Below are 20,476 nucleotides of genomic sequence, written 5' to 3' on the forward strand. Positions count from 1 at the left end.
CATGGATGGGCCGAGTAATCCGTAGCCAACACATAAGCGACTTGAAGTATGAAGGGTATAGACAAAAGCTCTGCGTGTCATGCTGATCGCCAAAAGCATAACGGGCTGACATCATGTCAGCCCGTGGGTTTACCCCTGCCCTGATGCTTACGGTACGCTTATCGTCATATTGTCATGACCGACAATGACAGGGCCCGGGTAATTTTTCATGGCTTCCTGTTGCCAGACGTCATCCGCAACCGTCGCAGGCACCAGATGACTTAACACCAGTTTTTTCACGTGGGCTTCGCGAGCAATCTTACCGACATCTTCAATCGTGGTGTGATGCGACGCAATCGCCTCAGCCAGCGTTTTTCCGTTGCCAATACTATTAGCCAGTTTTGCTACCGAAGGGACATGTACCGCCTCATGTACCAGGATATCCGCCCCCTGGGCAAACGTTGCAAGCGGAGGAAACCAGGACGTATCGCCAGAGAAGACGATTCGCTTACCCTGAGTATCAAAACGGTAAGCAAACGCTTCACCGTCCGGGAAAGGGGAATGAGGCACTTTCAGCGCGCTGATTGTAACCAGTTCATCTTTATAGATGACGCCCTGGCCAATATCGGTCGCCTTAACCAGGTTGCGCGGATCGGGTTTCCCCTCTTCTTTCATGCGTAGCGTGATATCCCTGTCAAAGACTTTCCAGCCAGCCTTCGTCATCGCCTGGGTTCCCGGCGGGCCATAAACCTGTATGGTATGGTCTTGCAGGCCACTTGCCCAGGCATTCATCAGCAAGGAAGGATAATCCAGTATGTGGTCGCTGTGCAGATGGGTGAGCAAAATAGTATTGATGTTGCACAGTGGAATGCCATTTTTCACCAGTTGCAGACTGGCGCCGTAGCCGGCATCTATCAGCCATATTTTATCGCCGATAGTGAGCGCCGTCGCTTGCGGTAGTCTGGCTGTATTGAGCAAAGAAGGCCCGCCTTTGGTGCCCAGTAAAACAATGTTGATCTCTTGAGGCGCAGGAGCACCGGCAGCAATGGCAAGGTGGCTTTGCGCCAGCATACAAACCGCCAGCATAGCGACGCTTTTTTTCATCATGTTTTTACTCTTCTTAGTTGAGAAAAGAGGGAACTTCACGTTGGCGAAACTGCGAAGGAGAACAGCCAGCAAGGCGATTAAAGAAACGGGCGAAATAAGCCGGATCTTTAAAACCTAATTGCCAGGCGATCTCATTGACAGCATTGTCGGAAAAAAGCAGCAGTCGTTTCGCCTCGCGTAATTGCCGATCAAAAATCAGTCGTTTAGGCGAGCGATTAGCAAAACGGCGGCAGATATCGGTCAAACGAGATTCGGTAATATGCAGCTCACAGGCATAATCGGGCACCGTCCAGTGCTGATGGAAGTGGTTGTCAATTAACAGGGTAAAGCGCTGAAAAAGTTTCAGTTCACCGCGCATCCCGGTTGCGGCGTGATCGTCCAGCTTCGCATTACGCAACAGCAAGGTAAATACCGCCTGCGCCAGTAGCACCAGGGTATGTTCGCAGCCAGCCAGTTGTTCCGTGGACTCCCGCTCAATTAGCTGCCAGTAATGTTTGAGCGCCGCCAGCTCGTTGGGTTTATCCGCCAGTGACAGACAGATTCCCGGCAAGCCGAAGGCCTCTCTGGTGCCGGGATAAAGCACTTCCAGCAGCGGCCAAACCAGCTCTTCGCGTACCGTCAGAACATGACCATCGCTATCCGATTCGGTAATAAAAGCATGTGGCACCGAGGGCGGCGTAAGCACAAATAGCGGCGCCTGCACCGAATAGCGATGATCGTCGAGCTGTAGCTCAATCTGCCCGGTATCAAGAAAGTGCATTTGAAAAAACTGGTCGTGGCGATGCGCCTGCATATCACGACCAAAGAAATCCGCCATACGAGCAAACGACTGATAATGCACATCGTTACTGCCCATGCTTTCGTCATACTCTTTGCTGATATCAATATTGGCGATCGCACGTTGGCACATAGTTTCTCCTCAAGGGGTGGCGCGCGGACGCGATGCTTTCATGGGGATGAGCCAGATAATGGCGGCGCCAACGACTAACAGAGAAGCGACAAACCAGAGTCCGCTATTGAAGCTACCGGTGATATCTTTTAGCCAGCCAATCATAAACGGGCTGAGCGCGGAGCCAATATTGCCGGTGGCATTGATGACCGCAATGCCTATCGCCCTGGCGCGTAAACTGATCGACTGATCCGGCGTGGTCCAGAAGATCGCCATCGCGCTAAAGGAACCCGTGGATGCCATCACGATCCCCAGGAGCTGGATCAGGTTATGGTCGGTAGCCGACGCCAGCAGCCAGCCCGCGGCGGCAAACAGGAACGGCAACGCCGTGTGATGTTTACGCTCCTGATGTTTGTCCGAATGGCGGCTCCAGTAAATCATGCCCAGAATAGTACAAATCTGCGGGATCGCCGCCAGCAGGCCGATGGTGATATTGCTACTGCCTTCATTAAAACTTTTCAGGATTTGCGGCGTCCAGATACTAATGGCGCTAAGCGTATTGGTAAGGCAAAAATAGGCCAGCGTATACATCAGTACAATTGGCGTGAATACTTCGCGCCACAGACTACGCTGCTGCATGGCGTTATGGCTGATGGCCCCCTCCGGCTGAACCAGCGTCAGGCGGTCATTATCCATCATCTCCTGCAAACATTTTTTATCCTCTGCCGTCAGCCATTTGGCTTTTGCCGGGGTATCATCCAGGTAAAACCACACCATAATGCCTAACAAAACTGACGGAAATCCTTCCAACAGGAATAACCACTGCCATCCATGCAGATTGAATATGCCGTCCAGCGATAAAATATAGCCGGAGACAATCGACCCCAACGCGGTAGTGGCCGGCATGGCAATCATAAATAATGCGTTGGCGCGGGCGCGGAAAAATGCCGGGAACCAGTAGGTTAAATAGAGCAATATTCCTGGCAAAAAGCCCGCTTCGGTAATGCCCACCAGCATTCGCAGCACATACAGGCTTTTCGGTCCCACCGCGAACATAGTGGCGGTAGATGCAATGCCCCATAGCACCATAATGGTCGCAATCCAGCGGCGGGCGCCGACAATGCTCAACATCACGTTGCTGGGAATGCCGAAAATGACGTAGGTGGCGTAAAACAGCGTCGTGGCAAGACCAAACATGGTGGCGCTTAACCCCAGATCCTGCCCCATCGTCAACCCGGCAAAACCGATGTTGATACGGTCTAAAAACGAGAAGATAAACAACACGAATAAAAATACGATCAGTCGGCGGAACAGTTTATTTATGACGGTTTGTTGACCCGTGCTGAGCGCGTTGTGCGAACTGACAGACTCGGGGCTTTCCGGAAGTGCAGATGATGTGTCGCTCATTTTTTTTCCTCTGATGGGAATTTTGTAGGGTACTACGGTTGCCCGGTAGCGCTGCGCTTACCGGGCCAGGCTTAATAGACGCCGGACGCACCGGACAGGTTTTTTTCTGCGCCAAAGCACGCCGCCAGCGCCTGTGCTCCGCGCGCCAGCAGCGTGGTGTCAACGCCGACGGCGACAAATAGCGCCCCCAGTTCCAGATAACGTTTCGCCAGTGCTTCATTGGCCATCAGAATCCCCGGCGCTTTCCCCGCCGCGCGTATCTGCACGATGGCGTTCTCAATCGCCGCCTGCACTTCCGGGTGCTGCGGATTGCCGGCAAAGCCCATATCGGCGCTGAGGTCCGCCGGGCCAATAAACACGCCGTCAATGCCATCCACGTCGAGAATTGACGCCAGATTACTCATCGCCTCACGCGTTTCAATCTGCACCAGTACGCACATGGCGTCGTTGGCCTGGTGGAGATAGTCCGGAATGCGATTCCAGCGCGATGCCCGCGCCAGCGCGCTGCCCACGCCGCGAATACCGGCAGGCGGATAACGCGTAGCCGCCACGGCGTTTCGCGCTTCATCGGCATTCTGCACCATCGGTATCAGCAGCGTTTGCGCGCCGACGTCGAGCAGTTGCTTAATCTGTACCGGATCGTTCCATGACGGACGCACAACCGGCTGGCTGGGATAAGGCGCAATCGCCTGCAACTGGGTCAACACCGTCTGCACGTTGTTTGGCGCATGTTCACCGTCAATCAGTAGCCAGTCGAAGCCGGCGCCCGCTAACAGTTCAGCGCTGTAACTGTTGGCAAGCCCCAGCCACAAACCGATTTGCGGGCGCCCCGCTTTTAACGCGTCTTTGAAAGCATTTTTCATCGTTTTTTCCTTACACAAACCGGCAACTGATCGCGCCCATGTTGCCGTAATCGACATGGAAGGTGTCGCCCTTGCGCGCCGGCACCGGGCGGGTGAACGAGCCGCCGAGGATGATCTGCCCGGCTTCAAGCTGGACATCGTAGGGGGCAAGCTTGTTCGCCAGCCACGCCACGCCGTTGGCCGGATGATTCAGCACGCCTGCGGCGACGCCGGTTTCTTCGATCACGCCGTTGCGATAGAGCAGCGCGGAGATCCAGCGCAGATCCAGCTCGTCTGGTTTGATGGGGCGACCACCGAGGATCACCCCGGCGTTGGCGGCGTTGTCGGAAATGGTGTCGAACACTTTGCGCGGGCGCTGGGTTTCCGGGTCGATGTTGTGGCTGCGGGCGTCAATCAGTTCCAGCGCCGGAATCACATAATCCGTGGCGTTGTAGACGTCGAACAGCGTGCAGTGAGGGCCGCGCAGCGGTTTCGCCAGCACAAACGCCAGCTCCACTTCAATACGCGGGACGATAAAACGGTCGGTGGGGATATCGCCGCCGTCATGGAAGAACATATCGTCAAGCAGCGCGCCGTAATCCGGTTCGCTGATTTGCGAGCTGGCCTGCATCGCTTTTGAGGTCAGGCCGATTTTGTGGCCTTTGAGCGTGCGCCCTTCGGCGATCTTGATATTGACCCATTCACGCTGTACGGCATATGCATCTTCAATAGTGATGTTGGGATAATCCAGCGACACTGCGCGAATCTGTTCACGCTGTTTTTCAGCCTGATTAAGTCGCTGAGCGATCAGGGTATGGGTCTGTTTATCGAGCATAGTTGCTTCCTGTTACGTCATTCGGTGCTGCTGCGCCGGGTGGCGACGCGGGTGCGTCTTACCCGGCCTACGGTTCGGTATTGCTTCGTGCATCGTTTTTTTGTAGGCCCGGTCAGCGCAGCGCCACCGGGCGAAAGAGTGTGCTATTTAAACAGCGCGTGTACGTTGTTTTGTTTGTAATTGAGCGTCGGATGTAGCTCGGCAATCTCAAACGACAGCGCCAGATAGCGGTTCTCCATCAGGTCGGCGAAGTGGGCTTTAATCAGCCCAAACAGCATTTCGCCGACTTCCTGACGGCTCTCCAGGCTGCGCCCGGCGCCGATTTTCAGCGTCATATGTACAAACGCGTAATCATGCTTACCGTCAGCCATCTGCCAGGTATCCAGCCAGTGGGCGCGACTGCGGATACCGCCGATGGGGAAAATTCCGGTGGCGGCCAGCGCCTCGTTTACCTTGCTGAACAGGCCGGGTAAATCAGCCTGCTCGCGAATATTTTCAGTACATTCAGCAATAAAGTGCGGCATAACCCCCCCTTACGCAGGCAGCGGGAAAACAGCGTTCACCTGGCCGGTACCGGAGCTGGCGAACAGGTCGGTGATGAACTCCACCTTGCCGTCGTATTTGTCCCAACCCAGCATTCCCAGCAGCATGACCGTGTCGTGCATGTTGCCTTCGCCGTAGCAGTAGTCGGCGTACTCCGGCAACATGGTGCAAAACTCCTTGAATTTGCCCTCGCGCCACAGCTTGACCACGCGCTCGTCCATCTGATGATCAAACTCGCGGGTATAGCTGTTCATCCCCTCTTCCGCCCGTTGGTCGTCAATAAAACGGTGCGACAGAGAACCACTGGCGAATACCGCTACGGTACCGTCATATTTCTCAATCGCCTTGAGAATGGCTTCGCCCAGTCTGCGGCTGTCGGCAAAATCATGCACAGTGCAGAACGCCGAGATGGAGACCACTTTGAAGTGCTTGTCGCTGTTCATGTAGCGCATCGGTACCAGCGTGCCATACTCCAGCTTCAGGCTCGGGATGTTATGCGCTTTAGCGCGCACGCCCAGTTTGACTGCCTCGTCGGCGATCAGGTGGCCGAGCTCCGGATTACCGTCATAGTCATAGGTCATGTCGCGAATAAAGTGCGGCAATTCGTTGCTGGTATAGACGCCCTGGAAATGGTCGGCACAATTAATGTGGTAAGCGCTATTCACCAGCCAGTGGGTGTCGAATACGATAATGGTGTCAACGCCCATTTCGCGGCAACGCTTGCCAATTTCAATATGCCCATCAATGGCTGCCTGACGACAACCGTAATTTTTTCCCGGCAGTTCAGAAAGATACATCGACGGCACGTGGGTAATTTTTGCTGCTAACGCTAACTTGCCCATATCAAACTCCCCATTTTGGGATAGGATGGTCGCCCATTGAGATGCAGACGTTTTTCATTTCCGCAAACACTTCGAAGCTATATTCGCCGCCTTCGCGCCCGGTACCGGAGGCTTTCACGCCGCCGAACGGCTGGCGCAGGTCGCGGACGTTCTGGGTGTTAACGAAGACCATGCCGGCTTCAATCCCACGCGCCAGGCGCAACACTTTGCTCACGTCCTGGGTCCAGATATAAGAGGCCAGACCGTATTCCACGTCGTTCGCCAAACGTAACCCTTCCGCTTCGTCTTTGAATGGCAGCAGACAGGCGACTGGCCCAAAGATCTCTTCCTGCGCGACGCGCATACGGTTGTCGACATCGGCCAGCACGGTTGGGCGCAGGAAGTTACCGCCTTTCAGATGCGCAGGCAGGTCAGTGGGTTTTTCCGCACCGCCCGCCAGCAGCGTTGCGCCCTCTTCAATGCCGAGGCGGATATAACCGGAGACTTTTTCCCAGTGCTGTTGGCTAATCAGCGCGCCGACCTGGGTGTTCGGGTCGGTCGGATCGCCGACACGCAGGCGATTCGCGCGTTCGGCAAAGCGCTTCACGAACTCAGGGTAAATGCTCTGCTGGATAAAGATGCGCGACCCGGCGGTGCAGCGTTCGCCGTTGATCGAGAAGATGGTGAACAGCGCGGCGTCCAGCGCGCGCTCAATGTCGGCATCTTCAAAAATCAGCACCGGCGATTTGCCGCCCAGCTCCATCGAGTATTTTTTCAGGCCGGCATTTTTCATGATATTGCGACCGGTGGCGGTACCGCCGGTAAACGACACCGCACGCACGTCATGGTGGCGTACCAGCGCATCGCCCGCCGTCGCGCCGTAGCCCTGCACCACGTTCAGCACCCCTGCCGGAATTCCTGCCTCCAGCGCCAGCTCGCCCAGCCTGTCGGCAGTCAGCGGCGACAGCTCGGACATTTTGAGCACCGCGGTGTTACCCAGCGCCAGGCACGGCGCGACTTTCCAGGTCGCGGTCATAAACGGCACGTTCCACGGCGACACCAGCGCGCAGACGCCGACGGGCTGCACCAGCGTATAATTGAGCATTTTATCGTCAACAGGATAGGTCTTGCCGTTCATCTGCTGGCACACTTCGGCGAAGAATTCGAAGTTATGCGAGGCGCGCGGGATCAGCACGTTTTTAGTCTGGTGAATAGGCAGGCCGGTGTCGGCGGTTTCCATCGCCGCGATTTCCGGTACGTTCTGGTCAATCAGGTCACCCAGACGACGCATCAGGCGCGCGCGCTCTTTCATCGGCAAGTTGGCCCACTTCGGGAACGCCTCTTTTGCCGCCGCGACAGCCTGGTTCACTTCTGCTTCACCGCCGGAGGCCACTTCCGCCAGCACGTCACCGGTCGCCGGGTTAGTGGTCTGGAAGTAGTCGTTACCTGCAACATTTTTGCCGTTAATCCAATGATTTATTTTCTTCATTTTGCGCTCTCCTCACTGACGATTCGGTTAACCAGGCGACCCACGCCTTCTACTTCCACGACAACTTCATCCCCCGGCACCACATCGGACAGCCCTTTCGGCGTACCGGTGGCAATCATGTCGCCCGGTTGCAACGTCATAAATTCGCTCAGATAAGAAATCAGGAACGGGATGCTGAAGATCAGATCGGCGGTCGTCCCTTCCTGGCGCAGCTCACCGTTGACAAAGGTGCGTAACGTCAGGTTATGCGGATCAGAAACCGCCTCTTTATCCACAATCCACGGGCCTATCGGCGTCAGGCCGTCGCGGCTTTTTACCCGCAGATTCGGACGGTAGTAGTTTTCCAGATAGTCGCGGATCGCGTAGTCGTTACAGACGGTGTAACCGGCCACATACTCCATGGCTTCGGCTTCGCTCACCTTACGCGCCGTTTTGCCAATCACCACCACCAGCTCGGCTTCATAGTGCATATATTCGACGTTGTTCGGGCGCACCGACGTTTGGTGATGTTCGGTAAAGGTGTTTGGCGCTTTGATAAATACCAGCGGCTCTTTCGGCGGCGTAAATGCCAGCTCGCTGGCGTGATCGGCGTAGTTCAACCCCAGCGCAAATAACGTTCCCGTCGCTGACAGCGGCCACGTAAACGTCTGGTGGCGGGCGAATTCATCTTCTGCGACAACCGGATTTTCCAGAGCGGGTAAACCTTTCGCCAGAATACGCACCCGATCGCCGGGACGCAGCGCAACGCGATTCTGCGGCGTACCGAGTAAGATCGCATCGCCAGGGTTAAGCGTAGCGAACTCACTTAACGCGCTAAGCAGTTGTGCGGCGCTACGCTGTAAATCGGCAGTATTCCAGTGGTCCGCTTCTCGTCCGTTGATTTCAGTGATAATGGTGAGGTTATCCACATCACTCAGCGGCGCCATTTCACCCAGCGGGCAAAAGCCATCGCGACATTTCGCTTTAATCGCCGGGCGATAAAAGCTCTCTTCCGGCAGGCTGACCTCGTTAGCCAGCGCATACCCGGCGATATAGTCCGCCGCCGCTTCAGGGCGTATCCGGCTGGCGGTTTTCCCCACAATGAGCGCCACTGTCGCGCCGCTCAGTACCTTTTCTCCCTGCGGATAAGGAATGGGTTCGCCGTGACGAATCACCGTATTACGCGGCTTGATGAACCACACTGCGGTTTTAGGCGGCGCATTATAGGGAGGCTGAGAGAAAGCCTCTCGCCAGGCATCAAGCTGGCTGCGATGGTTTAACGCAACGGCGAAAACAGTACCCTTCATACATAAACTCCTCAGGCCGATTTAACGGGCTGTGATTTCATTAATATATTAATGATTAGATTTATGCTTTCGCTGTACATTTAGCAAGCTGAAGTAAAGTATTTGTGATGTGATTAACAATATTTTCACAAAATAATAATTAAATGCATACATATCAAATAGTTAAATAAAACCCTTTGTTTCTGTTAAACTTTGGACATAAAACAGATGTCATAGCTCACATCGGTAAACACGATTATTCAGGTATTAATAATTCTGCAAAAGAGAAACGCTTATGCATGATTCATTAACCATCGCATTGCTTCAGGCGCGCGAAGCGGCAATGACCTATTTCCGCCCCATCGTTAAAAGCCACAATCTGACCGACCAGCAATGGCGCATTGTGCGAATCCTGGCCGATAGCCCCTCTATGGATTTTCATGAGCTGGCCTTTCGTACCTGCATTTTGCGTCCAAGTCTGACCGGAATATTGACGCGCATGGAGCGAGACGGACTGGTGTTGCGACTCAAGCCGGTTAACGATCAGCGTAAGTTATATGTCATGTTGACGGAGCAGGGACAAACGTTGTACGCCCGTGCCCGGAGCCAGGTTGAAGAGGCTTATCGAAAAATTGAGGCCGATTTCACGCCCGAAAAAACACAGCAATTGATGCTGCTGCTGGACGATCTTATTGCTCTGGGACGCCAGCATCCTGATAGCGAAGCGGAAGCATAGTATTCTTACCTTCCCACGCCGCCGACGCGGGAATCCCCTCCCGCTTACAACGTTGACGGCGATCGCATTTTACTCTTCTTCTTCGACGTTCATCTGAAAAGTACCCGCCGTTGTCCTGAAAGTCTCTTCACAGTTTACGCTTCTGCCTATTCAATTAAACAACAAATAAGAAACATATTTTTAACAAAAAATTCCGATTAACGAGGAAGAGGCCGCAATGAAACCTGAAGATTTTCGTACTGATAACAAGCGTCCGTTAACGGGCGAAGAGTATTTAAAAAGCCTGCAGGACGGGCGGGAAATTTATATTTACGGTGAACGCGTTAAAGATGTTACGACACATCCGGCATTCCGCAATGCCGCAGCCTCTGTCGCACAACTGTATGACGCATTACATAAACCGTCGATGCAAGATACCCTGTGCTGGAATACCGATACCGGCAGCGGCGGTTATACACATAAATTTTTCCGCGTGGCGAAAAGCGCAGACGATCTGCGCCAACAGCGTGATGCTATCGCCGAGTGGTCACGCCTGAGTTACGGCTGGATGGGGCGCACACCGGATTACAAAGCCGCCTTTGGCTGCGCTCTGGGCGCTAACCCAGCCTTCTACGGCCAGTTTGAGCAGAACGCCCGTAACTGGTACACCCGTATTCAGGAGACCGGCCTGTACTTTAACCATGCTATCGTCAACCCGCCCATTGACCGCCACAAACCTGCCGACGAAGTGAAAGACGTCTATATCAAGCTGGAGAAAGAGACGGACGCCGGGATTATTGTCAGCGGGGCGAAAGTTGTCGCCACTAACTCCGCCCTGACTCACTACAACATGATTGGTTTCGGCTCAGCCCAGGTGATGGGCGAAAACCCGGATTTTGCTCTGATGTTTGTCGCGCCAATGGATGCCGAAGGCGTAAAACTTATTTCGCGCGCCTCGTATGAAATGGTCGCGGGCGCGACGGGCTCGCCGTTTGATTATCCCCTCTCCAGCCGCTTTGATGAAAACGATGCCATTCTGGTGATGGACAAGGTGCTGATCCCGTGGGAAAACGTATTAATTTACCGTGATTTTGATCGTTGCCGTCGCTGGACGATGGAAGGCGGCTTTGCCCGTATGTATCCACTGCAAGCCTGTGTTCGTCTGGCGGTTAAACTTGATTTCATTACCGCGCTGCTGAAAAAATCGCTCGAATGTACGGGTACCGTAGAGTTCCGGGGCGTGCAGGCCGATCTCGGCGAAGTCGTGGCCTGGCGCAATATGTTCTGGGCATTGAGCGATTCTATGTGTTCTGAAGCAACCCCGTGGGTAAACGGCGCCTGGCTACCGGACCACGCTGCGCTGCAAACCTATCGTGTCATGGCCCCAATGGCCTACGCGAAAATTAAAAATATTATTGAACGTAACGTTACCAGCGGCCTGATTTACCTGCCTTCCAGCGCCCGCGATCTGAATAATCCGCAAATCGACCAGTACCTGGCGAAATACGTACGCGGCTCTAACGGAATGGACCATGTTGAACGTATCAAAATTCTTAAATTGATGTGGGATGCCATCGGCAGCGAGTTTGGCGGTCGCCATGAGCTGTACGAGATTAACTACTCGGGCAGCCAGGATGAAATTCGTCTACAGTGCCTGCGTCAGGCCCAGAGCTCCGGCAATATGGATAAGATGATGGCAATGGTCGATCGCTGCCTCTCCGAATACGATCAGAATGGCTGGACGGTTTCGCATTTGCACAATAACGACGACATCAATCAACTGGATAAGCTGCTGAAATAACGCGGCAGGAGGTTCTTATGCAAGTAGATGAACAACGTCTGCGTTTTCGCGATGCGATGGCAAGTCTGGCGGCAGCGGTCAACATCGTAACCACGGCGGGTCACGCCGGACGCTGCGGTATCACCGCAACAGCGGTCTGTTCCGTCACCGATACGCCGCCCTCCGTAATGGTATGTATTAATGCCAATAGCGCCATGAACCCCGTTTTTCAGGGCAACGGCAGGCTGTGCATTAATGTACTTAACCATGAGCAGGAGCTGATGGCGCGCCACTTTGCCGGTATGACGGGGATGGCGATGGAGGAGCGTTTTCACCAGCCATGTTGGCAAAACGGGCCGCTGGGCCAGCCGGTACTTAACGGCGCGCTGGCCGGTCTTGAAGGCGAGATTAGCGAGGTACAAACCATTGGCACGCATCTGGTGTATCTGGTGGCGATCAAAAATATTATCCTTAGCCAGGATGGGCATGGCCTGATTTATTTCAAACGCCGTTTTCATCCGGTCAGACTTGAGATGGAAGCGCCTGTTTAACCGTCACTCATGCCCACAAGCGGGATAACCACCGCTTGTGGGAGAAGAGTCGATACGCTGAAGATTTTTATTCCCGCCGCGATGTTTGCTCGCCATAAATCGCGGCGATTAATAAAATCTAAGAGCCTATCCCACCAGGCGTTATTGGCGCAGCCAGTTTGGACACGGACAGCGCGCAAAAACCGGAGCGTACACGTAGTACGTGAGGTTTGACTCGCTACGCTCGCCCTTCGGGCCGCCGCTAGCGGCGTTCAAAACGCTAACGCGTTTTGGCGAGCACTGCCCAGGACCACAATGGCAAGTAAAACAGCCCTAATGGGATAGGCTCTAAATTAACTCCCGCGATAGGTTGAATAACCATACTGACTTAATAACAGCGGCACATGATAGTGCTCATTCGTTTTGCTGATATGAAACTCGACGGGAATCTCCGGGAAAAACGTATCCAGTTTTTTACTTTCAAAATACTGGCCGGTTTTAAAAATAACGCGATAATCCCCCGGCGCGGCAGCTTTTTCGGGCCACAGTGCTTTAATTCGTCCATCCTGGTCGGTATGCCCGGTGTTTAATTGCGTCCATCCGTTATCCTTTTTCTGCTCCAGTACCACCTCCACGCCGGGCGCCGGTTTGCCTGTTTGCTGATCGAGAATATGCACGCTGAGAATATTGTTGCCAGCGGCCAGCGCCATTGCCGGGGCTGCAACAAGAGACGCTATCGCGGTAGCCAGTATATATCGTTTCATGCTTCACTCCTTTACGGTATTGATGCAGGAAAATATATCTGGCGCGTCCAGGATTAACCTTACACGGACATGACAATTATGTCATCTTGTTGGAGATTTACGGATTCGCTACCAAGCCTATGGCATACTGCGTTGATGAAGATTTTATTGATTGAAGATAACCAGAAAACCATTCAGTGGGTACGTCAGGGACTCACGGAGGCAGGCTATGTGGTTGATTATGCCTGTGATGGACGAGACGGATTGCACCTGGCCCTTCAGGAACATTATTCATTGATTATTCTTGATATTATGCTGCCGGGGCTTGATGGATGGCAGGTTTTACGCGCGTTACGCACGGCGTATCAGCCCCCTGTTATTTGCCTGACGGCGCGCGACTCGGTTGAGGATCGCGTCAAAGGTCTTGAGGCGGGCGCTAATGATTACCTTGTTAAGCCTTTTTCCTTCGCCGAACTGCTGGCCCGGGTGAGAGCTCAACTCAGACAGCATGTCCCTGTCTTTACCCGACTGACGATCAATGGACTGGACATGGATGCCACAAAGCAATCGGTGTCACGAAATGGCAAACCGATTTCCCTGACCCGCAAAGAATTCCTGCTCCTCTGGTTACTGGCGTCCCGGGCAGGAGAAATCGTGCCCCGAACCGCGATCGCCAGCGAAGTTTGGGGAATTAACTTTGATAGTGAAACCAACACCGTTGATGTCGCAATTCGTCGGCTGCGCGCCAAAGTAGACGATCCATTTGAAAAGAAGCTCATTATGACCGTCCGGGGGATGGGTTATCGATTACAGGCGGAAACGTCGCAGAATGGTTAAGTTATCAATGACTCTGCGCCTGACAATTTCTTTTATCGCCATCCTTATCCTTGCCTGTACCAGCATTAGCTGGACGCTCTATAACGCGCTGAGCAAAGAATTAACGTATCGGGATGATATGACGCTAATAAATCGGGCGGCACAAATGCAGCAACTGTTACTGGATGGTGCCAGGCCGGAAAATCTGCCGCTCTATTTCAATCGGATGGTGGATACGAAGCAGGATATCTTATTGATCCATTCAGCAACAGGCCACAATGTTGCGATTAATCATAGCGGCATCCCCGACCAACGCTTTAACGAGATTCCGCTGGCTAAAAACATCACCCGCGAAACCTTATTTCGCCAGGCGGTACAAGGCACGGAGCTGACCGCGGTACGGGTAAACGCCAGAAGCGGCGATGACCCACTGACCCTTACTATTGCCAGGCTGGCGACGGAAAGGCGGCAAATGCTGGCGCAATATCGCCGCAACAGTTTGCTGATTAGCCTTATCGCGATCCTCGTCTGTTCGGCGCTCAGTCCATTAGTCATCAGAAACGGGCTGCGGGCCATTACGTCGCTCAGCCGACTCACCGCGGCGACAGATAGCGGCACACTTCGCCAGCCGCTGGCGGAACAGGCGTTACCCGTCGAGCTCAGGCCGCTTGGACAAGCGCTAAATACCATGCGCCAGAAGCTTTCCGACGATTTTGAACGCCTGAACCAATTTGCCGACGATCTGGCGCATGAGCTGCGCACGCCGGTTAATATTTTACTGGGGAAGAATCAGGTGATGCTGAGTCAGGAACGCAGCGCCGAAGAGTATCAACAAGCCCTTGTCGATAATATTGAAGAGCTGGAGGGACTGTCGCGACTGACAGAAAATATTCTCTTTCTGGCACGCGCGGAGCACCAGAATATAGCGGTAAAAAAACAGCCTGTTTCGCTCAATGCGTTGGTTGAAAATATGCTGGATTATCTTAGCCCCCTTGCCGAGGAGAAGCGCATCTGTTTTATAAATCAATCTCAGGGAACGGTATGGGCTGACGAAATATTATTACAAAGAATGCTCTCAAACCTGCTGACGAATGCCATCCGTTATTCTGATGAAAACGCCGTGATACGTATTGAAAGCGCTTATGATGATAACGTTGCAGAAATTCGGGTCGCTAATCCAGGCAGCCACCCCGCCGATGCGGATAAGCTTTTCCGGCGTTTTTGGCGAGGAGATAATGCCCGCCACACTACCGGTTTCGGCCTGGGGCTATCGTTGGTTAACGCGATTGCTCTATTGCACGGTGGCTCGGCATCTTACCGTTATGCCGATGAACATAATATCTTTTCGGTTCGTCTGCCTGATAGCGGTGATAGCTAAGGTCAGTACAGGTTCTGTTCCCCTTCCCTGCCACAGGGCTGTGGTTATCAATACAACCTCAATAAAAAGAAAATAAAGGATGCCGGCAAAGAATATTGCTGGCTCGATCACTTTCTCGGTTTCCAATCCAGGGTCAATTCATCCCATAACGCGTTATTCAGTGGGAACCTTTATGAAAAAGTATCTTGCATTCGCCGTTACGCTGCTGGGTATAGGTAAAGTCATCGCCTGTACTACCCTTTTGGTAGGCAATCAGGCTTCGGCTGACGGCTCCTTCATTATCGCGCGCAACGAGGATGGCTCGGCAAATAACGCCAAGCATAAGGTTATTCATCCCGTCGCGTTTCATCAACAAGGCGAGTATAAAGCACATCGGAACAATTTTAGCTGGCCGCTTCCGGAGACAGCGATGCGCTATACGGCGATTCATGACTTTGATACTAACGATAACGCCATGGGTGAAGCCGGTTTCAATTCGGCGGGCGTCGGAATGAGCGCAACGGAAACCATTTATAACGGCAGAGCGGCGCTGGCTGCCGATCCTTACGTGACAAAAACGGGAATCACGGAAGACGCCATTGAGTCCGTGATCCTGCCAGTGGCGCAATCGGCGCGTCAGGGCGCCAAATTACTGGGAGATATTATTGAACAAAAAGGCGCGGGCGAAGGTTTCGGCGTCGCGTTTATTGATAGCAAAGAGATATGGTATCTGGAGACGGGAAGCGGACATCAATGGCTGGCAGTACGACTTCCGGCAGATAGCTATTTCGTTTCCGCCAATCAGGGACGTTTACGCCATTACGATCCGAATGATAACGCGAATTATATGGCGTCACCAACGTTAGTCAGTTTTGCGAAAAAGCAGGGATTATATGATCCGGCCCGCGGCGAATTCGACTTCCATCAAGCCTATTCGCAGGATAACAAAAACGATACCACCTATAATTATCCGCGCGTCTGGACGCTACAACACCAGTTTAACCCGCATCTGGATACGGTCGTTAGCGAAGGGGAAACATTTCCCGTTTTTTTAACGCCGATGACGAAAATTAGCGTGGCGGCAGTAAAAAACGCGTTACGCAATCACTATCAGGGAACGTCGCACGCCCCTTATGCCAGTCATAATCCACAAGAACCATGGCGACCCATATCCGTTTTTCGTACCCAGGAATCACATATTTTACAGGTCAGACCGAAATTACCGCAGGCTATCGGCGACGTAGAATACATCGCCTATGGAATGCCATCTCTTAGCGTCTATCTCCCCTATTATCAGGGGATGCGTCATTATCAACCCGGAGATGATAAAGGAACCGATCGGGCGAGCAACGACTCTACCTATTGGACATTCCGCACGCTGCAAACGCTGGTTATGCAGGACTACAATGCGTTTGCGCCAGATGTGCAATACGCCTGGAAAACATTTGAACAGCAAACAGCTAAGCAGCAGTATAAGATGGAGCAGAGCTATCTGAGATTATATGCGTCGCATCCGAAAGAAGCGCAACGCTTACTACAAAATTTTGAAGATAAAACGATGCAAAATGCGCAGACGCTCGCCCGTCGCCTGACCAATAATATCATTACGACAATGACTTACCGCACAGATATGAAATATCACTTTTCAAGTACGCAACCATAAATTTAATGACAATCTATTAACCACTCATACACAATAAGATAAAGCGGTACCAGAATTAGCCAGATATAAAAGACAATAATTATTATGGATTCATAGAGAGGATAGTTTATGACACTCCAGGAAAATATCAGCAGAGAGACAAAAGCGGCAAAAACCCAGGAGGTATATAAGCACGTTGTTCTTTTCAAAATGGCCGCCTCCTCTCGCATAAAATGATAACTACAGCTTATGTCCCGTGTTACATAACTTTTCCCGACAGGCCTCTTTTACCCATGCTGAAAAATTCCGCGTCTTTTCAGATTTCAACGCGAATTCTATCTGTTCAAGCATGGAATAGGAAAAACGAATATTTTTCGTCACGGTCTTACTTGTCCGGGGCTTTGCTGGCATACACACACCTGTATAACATTTGATGTAACGCCGTTACTTTACGCAGGAGTAAATCGGTGAATTTGATCTGAGTCAAGAAGGTGGGTTTTCAATAAAAGTTGTGCCATAAATTGTGAAGTTTGTAGATTTTATGAACATTTGATGTACCGATCTCCCCCATGATCGCCACTACGTATGGACGTCAGGACGCATCCCCGCTTGATCAGAAGCGCTTTCTCACTAAAAAGGACATTTTTTTAAAGTTCCTGGCGAATAAATGTCACACCCTTTTAGAGGGTTGTTAACCCTGTCGAATGTTCCCACTCCCCTATTCAGGAATATTAAAAACGCTATGCAAATACAGAGCTTCTATCACTCAGCTTCACTAAAAACCCAGGAGGCTTTTAAAAGCCTACAAAAAACCTTATACAATGGAATGCAGATTCTATCAGGTCAGGGCAAAGCGCCGGCTAAAGCGTCCGACGCTCGCCCGGAAATTATTGTCCTGCGAGAACCTGGCGCGACATGGGGGAATTATCTACAGCATCAGAAGACGTCTAACCACTCGCTGCATAACCTCTATAACTTACAGCGCGATCTTCTTACCGTCGCGGCAACCGTTCTGGGTAAACAAGACCCGGTTCTAACGTCAATGGCAAAACAAATGGAGTTAGCCAAAGTTAAAGCGGACCGGCCAGCAACAAAACAAGAAGAAGCCGCGGCAAAAGCATTGAAGAAAAATCTTATCGAACTTATTGCAGCACGCACTCAGCAGCAAAATGGCTTACCTGCAAAAGAGGCTCATCGCTTTGCGACAGTAGCGTTTAGAGATGCTCAAATCAAGCAGCTTAATAACCAGCCCTGGCAAACCATAAAAAATACACTCACACATAACGGGCATCACTATACCAACACGCAGCTCCCTGCCGCAGAGATGAAAATCGGCGCAAAAGATATCTTTCCCAGTGCTTATCAGGGAAAGGGCGTATGCAGTTGGGATACCAGGAATATTCATCACGCCAATAATTTGTGGATGTCCACGGTGAGTGTGCATGAGGACGGTAAAGATAAAACGCTTTTTTGCGGGATACGTCATGGCGTGCTTTCCCCCTATCATGTGAAAGATCCGCTTCTGCGTCAGGCTGGCGCTGAAAACAAAGCCAAAGAAGTATTAACTGCGGCACTTTTTAGTAAACCTGAGTTGCTTAACAGAGCCTTAGCGGGCGAAGCGGTAAGCCTGAAACTGGTATCCGTCGGGTTACTCACCGCGTCGAATATTTTCGGCAAAGAGGGAACGATGGTCGAGGATCAAATGCGCGCATGGCAATCGTTAACCCAGCCGGGAAAAATGATTCATTTAAAAATCCGCAATAAAGATGGCGATCTACAGACGGTAAAAATAAAACCGGACGTCGCCGCATTTAATGTGGGTGTTAATGAGCTGGCGCTCAAGCTCGGCTTTGGCCTTAAGGCATCTGATAGCTATAATGCCGAAGCGCTACATCAGTTATTAGGCAATGATTTACGCCCTGAAGCCAGACCAGGTGGCTGGGTTGGCGAATGGCTGGAGCAATACCCGGATAATTATGAGGTCGTAAATACATTAGCACGCCAGATTAAGGATATCTGGAAAAATAACCTACATCATAAAGATGGCGGCGAACCCTATAAACTCGCACAACGCCTTGCCATGTTAGCCCATGAAATTGAGGCGGTGCCCGCCTGGAATTGTAAAAGCGGCAAAGATCGTACAGGGATGATGGATTCAGAAATCAGGCGAGAGCTCATTTCTTTACATCAGACCCATATTTTAAATGCGCCTGGCAGTCTTCCGGATAGCAGTGGACAGAAAATTTTCCAAAAAGTATTACTGAATAGCGGCAACCTGGAGATCCAGAAACAAAATACGGGTGGGGCGGGAAACAAAGTGATGAAAAATTTATCGCCAGAAGTGCTCAATCTATCCTATCAAAAACGAATTGGGGATGAAAATATTTGGCAGTCAGTAAAAGGAATTTCTTCATTAATCACATCTTGAGTCTTGAGGTAATTGTATGGAAAATATATTAAATCGTTTATATGCCGCGTTAGGCCTGGATGCGCCAGAAGATGAGCCACTTCTCATCATTGATGATGGGATACAGGTTTATTTTAATGAATCCGATCTTACACTGGAAATGTGTTGTCCCTTTATGCCATTGCCTGACGACATCCTGACTTTGCAGCATTTTTTACGTCTTAACTACGCCAGCGCCGTCACTATCGGCGCCGACGCAGACAATACTGCTTTAGTGGCGCTTTATCGCTTGCCGCAAACCAGTACCGAAGAAGAGGCACTCACTGGTTTTGAATTATTCATTTCAAACGTGAAGCAATTGAAAGAGCGTTATGCATAATGTAATACGTCAACATGCTTTCTTAATGAGATAAAACGCGATACGTATGCCCTTTACCTGAAAAGACAAGACCAGAATCTTTGGTGGAAATGTAAGGGGCAAACGTTCCTCTCTCTCATTTTCTCTGTTTGTGGGAGCATTTTTAGTGTGTAAGTATTCCTGCTCATCAGGTTTTACGCCATCTACGCACATTTATTCTGGTATAAATTAAAATACTGCAAAAAATATTAGTGCTTATTATTTTTTGTTTAAGTAAATTTTCGCTCAACAAGCTTAATTGTTTATTCAATGATGATGAAGCGTGAGTTATGCTGGAAATGAAGGAAGTCAATAGCAAGGATAATCTGAACATTCACGGGTGATATTATGAGACATCGTATATTTTTACCATTGCTTCTGGTGTTGTCGGCTACCGCCTTTTCGGCATCGGCGATGGCTGCCAGTGATTCCCCCCCACAACCAGATAATACAAAACACACCTCCGGTGGCTGGCCGTCTGGCCCCGTAGCATTGATTCGCCCAAAGTGGTGTGACAGCTGGCCATCAGATATAGAGAAACCAAGTGACTGGTGTCAGATATGTGGTTGTTAATTTTTTACAGAAAATTATAACAACCATATCAGGACTGAGGGTATATCTGGTCATTATGTTTCATCAGTCCCTGATGAACTGAATATTACTTCAGGCTGGCGTGTTTTATTAACGTCAGCCTGATTTTCACAACTGTAGTGGTGAGAATATCACCTTTAATCAGGTGGCCAAATTTAGTGTGCCACTACAAAAAACATGTTGACCAGACTCGTAGCTCATTGAATCACGCAACAACCAGTTACTCTCATCTGATGAAAAAGGCTGTGCATAACAGAAGTAAGCGTACAGCGAGAACCGTATTGACGAGTACAGGCTATTTGGAAGGCAGTGTGACCCGCC

At 51.4% G+C, this 20,476-nt stretch carries 21 protein-coding genes and 1 pseudogene; 10 read left to right on the forward strand and 12 right to left on the reverse strand.

The features are described 5' to 3' along the window. Positions 1-147 precede the first annotated feature (147 nt). From ACLD11_RS20415 to hpaG, 9 genes are all read right to left on the reverse strand, one after another. Positions 148-1,086 carry an MBL fold metallo-hydrolase gene (locus ACLD11_RS20415; protein WP_411015303.1) on the reverse strand — a complete coding sequence of 313 codons (939 nt, stop codon included), beginning with the start codon at positions 1,084-1,086 and terminating at the stop codon, positions 148-150. A 13-nt stretch (positions 1,087-1,099) separates the two neighbouring features. After that, positions 1,100-1,996, reverse strand: a complete 897-nt coding sequence (hpaA, locus tag ACLD11_RS20420; protein WP_183059212.1) for a 4-hydroxyphenylacetate catabolism regulatory protein HpaA — start codon at positions 1,994-1,996, stop codon at positions 1,100-1,102. 9 nt (positions 1,997-2,005) lie between these two features. Continuing rightward, positions 2,006-3,382 (reverse strand): 4-hydroxyphenylacetate permease, encoded by a 1,377-nt coding sequence (gene hpaX, locus ACLD11_RS20425; RefSeq protein ID WP_001285803.1) that lies wholly within the window; start codon positions 3,380-3,382, stop codon positions 2,006-2,008. A 71-nt stretch (positions 3,383-3,453) separates the two neighbouring features. Continuing rightward, entirely contained in the window at positions 3,454-4,245 is a 792-nt protein-coding gene (gene hpaI, locus ACLD11_RS20430) for a 4-hydroxy-2-oxoheptanedioate aldolase (protein ID WP_411015304.1), read from the reverse strand. 10 nt (positions 4,246-4,255) lie between these two features. Then, a complete protein-coding gene (gene hpaH / locus ACLD11_RS20435; RefSeq protein ID WP_000884795.1) occupies positions 4,256-5,059 on the reverse strand; it encodes a 2-oxo-hept-4-ene-1,7-dioate hydratase in 804 nt (267 codons plus the stop codon). Between the two features lie 143 nt (positions 5,060-5,202). Beyond that, a complete protein-coding gene (locus tag ACLD11_RS20440) occupies positions 5,203-5,583 on the reverse strand; it encodes a 5-carboxymethyl-2-hydroxymuconate Delta-isomerase (protein ID WP_001119852.1) in 381 nt (126 codons plus the stop codon). A gap of 9 nt (positions 5,584-5,592) precedes the next feature. Then, positions 5,593-6,444 carry a 3,4-dihydroxyphenylacetate 2,3-dioxygenase gene (gene hpaD, locus ACLD11_RS20445; protein WP_000517001.1) on the reverse strand — a complete coding sequence of 284 codons (852 nt, stop codon included), beginning with the start codon at positions 6,442-6,444 and terminating at the stop codon, positions 5,593-5,595. 1 nt (position 6,445) lies between these two features. Beyond that, positions 6,446-7,912, reverse strand: coding sequence for a 5-carboxymethyl-2-hydroxymuconate semialdehyde dehydrogenase (hpaE, locus tag ACLD11_RS20450; protein WP_000723529.1), 1,467 nt, complete (start codon positions 7,910-7,912; stop codon positions 6,446-6,448). Continuing rightward, on the reverse strand, positions 7,909-9,198 hold the full coding sequence (gene hpaG / locus ACLD11_RS20455) for a 4-hydroxyphenylacetate degradation bifunctional isomerase/decarboxylase (RefSeq protein WP_000679216.1): 1,290 nt from the start codon (positions 9,196-9,198) through the stop codon (positions 7,909-7,911). The genes hpaE and hpaG overlap by 4 nt, the downstream gene beginning before the upstream one ends. A gap of 274 nt (positions 9,199-9,472) precedes the next feature. On the opposite strand from hpaG, the gene hpaR reads away from it, so the two are divergent. From hpaR to ACLD11_RS20470, 3 genes are all read left to right on the forward strand, one after another. Beyond that, positions 9,473-9,913, forward strand: a complete 441-nt coding sequence (hpaR, locus tag ACLD11_RS20460) for a homoprotocatechuate degradation operon regulator HpaR (protein ID WP_000543922.1) — start codon at positions 9,473-9,475, stop codon at positions 9,911-9,913. 217 nt (positions 9,914-10,130) lie between these two features. Continuing rightward, positions 10,131-11,693, forward strand: coding sequence for a 4-hydroxyphenylacetate 3-monooxygenase, oxygenase component (gene hpaB, locus ACLD11_RS20465; protein WP_000801496.1), 1,563 nt, complete (start codon positions 10,131-10,133; stop codon positions 11,691-11,693). Positions 11,694-11,710: 17 nt separating this feature from the next. Then, the gene (locus tag ACLD11_RS20470) at positions 11,711-12,223 is read left to right on the forward strand and encodes a 4-hydroxyphenylacetate 3-monooxygenase reductase subunit (RefSeq protein ID WP_001195556.1); all 513 of its coding nucleotides are present in this window, start codon (positions 11,711-11,713) and stop codon (positions 12,221-12,223) included. 332 nt (positions 12,224-12,555) lie between these two features. Here the strand turns inward: ACLD11_RS20470 and hiuH are convergent, their stop codons facing one another. Next, positions 12,556-12,966 (reverse strand): hydroxyisourate hydrolase, encoded by a 411-nt coding sequence (hiuH, locus tag ACLD11_RS20475; RefSeq protein WP_000833182.1) that lies wholly within the window; start codon positions 12,964-12,966, stop codon positions 12,556-12,558. Between the two features lie 135 nt (positions 12,967-13,101). Between hiuH and hprR the strand changes: the two genes are divergently transcribed. The 4 genes from hprR (at position 13,102) to ACLD11_RS20495 (ending at position 16,997) form a co-directional block, all read left to right on the forward strand. After that, positions 13,102-13,782, forward strand: coding sequence for a response regulator transcription factor HprR (gene hprR, locus ACLD11_RS20480; protein WP_156016771.1), 681 nt, complete (start codon positions 13,102-13,104; stop codon positions 13,780-13,782). Next, a complete protein-coding gene (locus ACLD11_RS20485; protein WP_411012237.1) occupies positions 13,775-15,139 on the forward strand; it encodes a heavy metal sensor histidine kinase in 1,365 nt (454 codons plus the stop codon). Before hprR ends, ACLD11_RS20485 begins: the two co-directional genes overlap by 8 nt. Positions 15,140-15,311: 172 nt before the next feature. Then, on the forward strand, positions 15,312-16,781 hold the full coding sequence (locus tag ACLD11_RS20490; RefSeq protein ID WP_411015305.1) for a C69 family dipeptidase: 1,470 nt from the start codon (positions 15,312-15,314) through the stop codon (positions 16,779-16,781). A 108-nt stretch (positions 16,782-16,889) separates the two neighbouring features. Continuing rightward, positions 16,890-16,997: a hypothetical protein gene (locus ACLD11_RS20495; RefSeq protein WP_411015306.1), complete on the forward strand. Its 108-nt coding sequence runs from the start codon at positions 16,890-16,892 to the stop codon at positions 16,995-16,997. A 3-nt stretch (positions 16,998-17,000) separates the two neighbouring features. Here the strand turns inward: ACLD11_RS20495 and ACLD11_RS20500 are convergent, their stop codons facing one another. Further along, entirely contained in the window at positions 17,001-17,171 is a 171-nt protein-coding gene (locus tag ACLD11_RS20500; RefSeq protein WP_001111006.1) for a YlcI/YnfO family protein, read from the reverse strand. A gap of 331 nt (positions 17,172-17,502) precedes the next feature. Between ACLD11_RS20500 and sopB the strand changes: the two genes are divergently transcribed. Continuing rightward, positions 17,503-19,188, forward strand: a complete 1,686-nt coding sequence (gene sopB, locus ACLD11_RS20505) for an SPI-1 type III secretion system effector inositol phosphate phosphatase SopB (RefSeq protein ID WP_411015307.1) — start codon at positions 17,503-17,505, stop codon at positions 19,186-19,188. Positions 19,189-19,204: 16 nt separating this feature from the next. Continuing rightward, positions 19,205-19,546 carry a type III secretion system chaperone SigE gene (gene sigE, locus ACLD11_RS20510; RefSeq protein WP_183059220.1) on the forward strand — a complete coding sequence of 114 codons (342 nt, stop codon included), beginning with the start codon at positions 19,205-19,207 and terminating at the stop codon, positions 19,544-19,546. Positions 19,547-19,555: 9 nt separating this feature from the next. Here sigE and ACLD11_RS20515 read toward each other — a convergent pair. Beyond that, positions 19,556-19,877: pseudogene (locus ACLD11_RS20515) on the reverse strand (hypothetical protein). Between the two features lie 101 nt (positions 19,878-19,978). Between ACLD11_RS20515 and ACLD11_RS20520 the strand changes: the two are divergent. After that, positions 19,979-20,137: a hypothetical protein gene (locus ACLD11_RS20520; protein ID WP_411015308.1), complete on the forward strand. Its 159-nt coding sequence runs from the start codon at positions 19,979-19,981 to the stop codon at positions 20,135-20,137. Positions 20,138-20,476: the final 339 nt, after the last annotated feature.

The organism is Salmonella sp. 741265116_PST (assembly GCF_046567715.1).
In the GTDB taxonomy this organism is placed as follows: Bacteria; Pseudomonadota; Gammaproteobacteria; order Enterobacterales; family Enterobacteriaceae; genus Salmonella; species Salmonella enterica.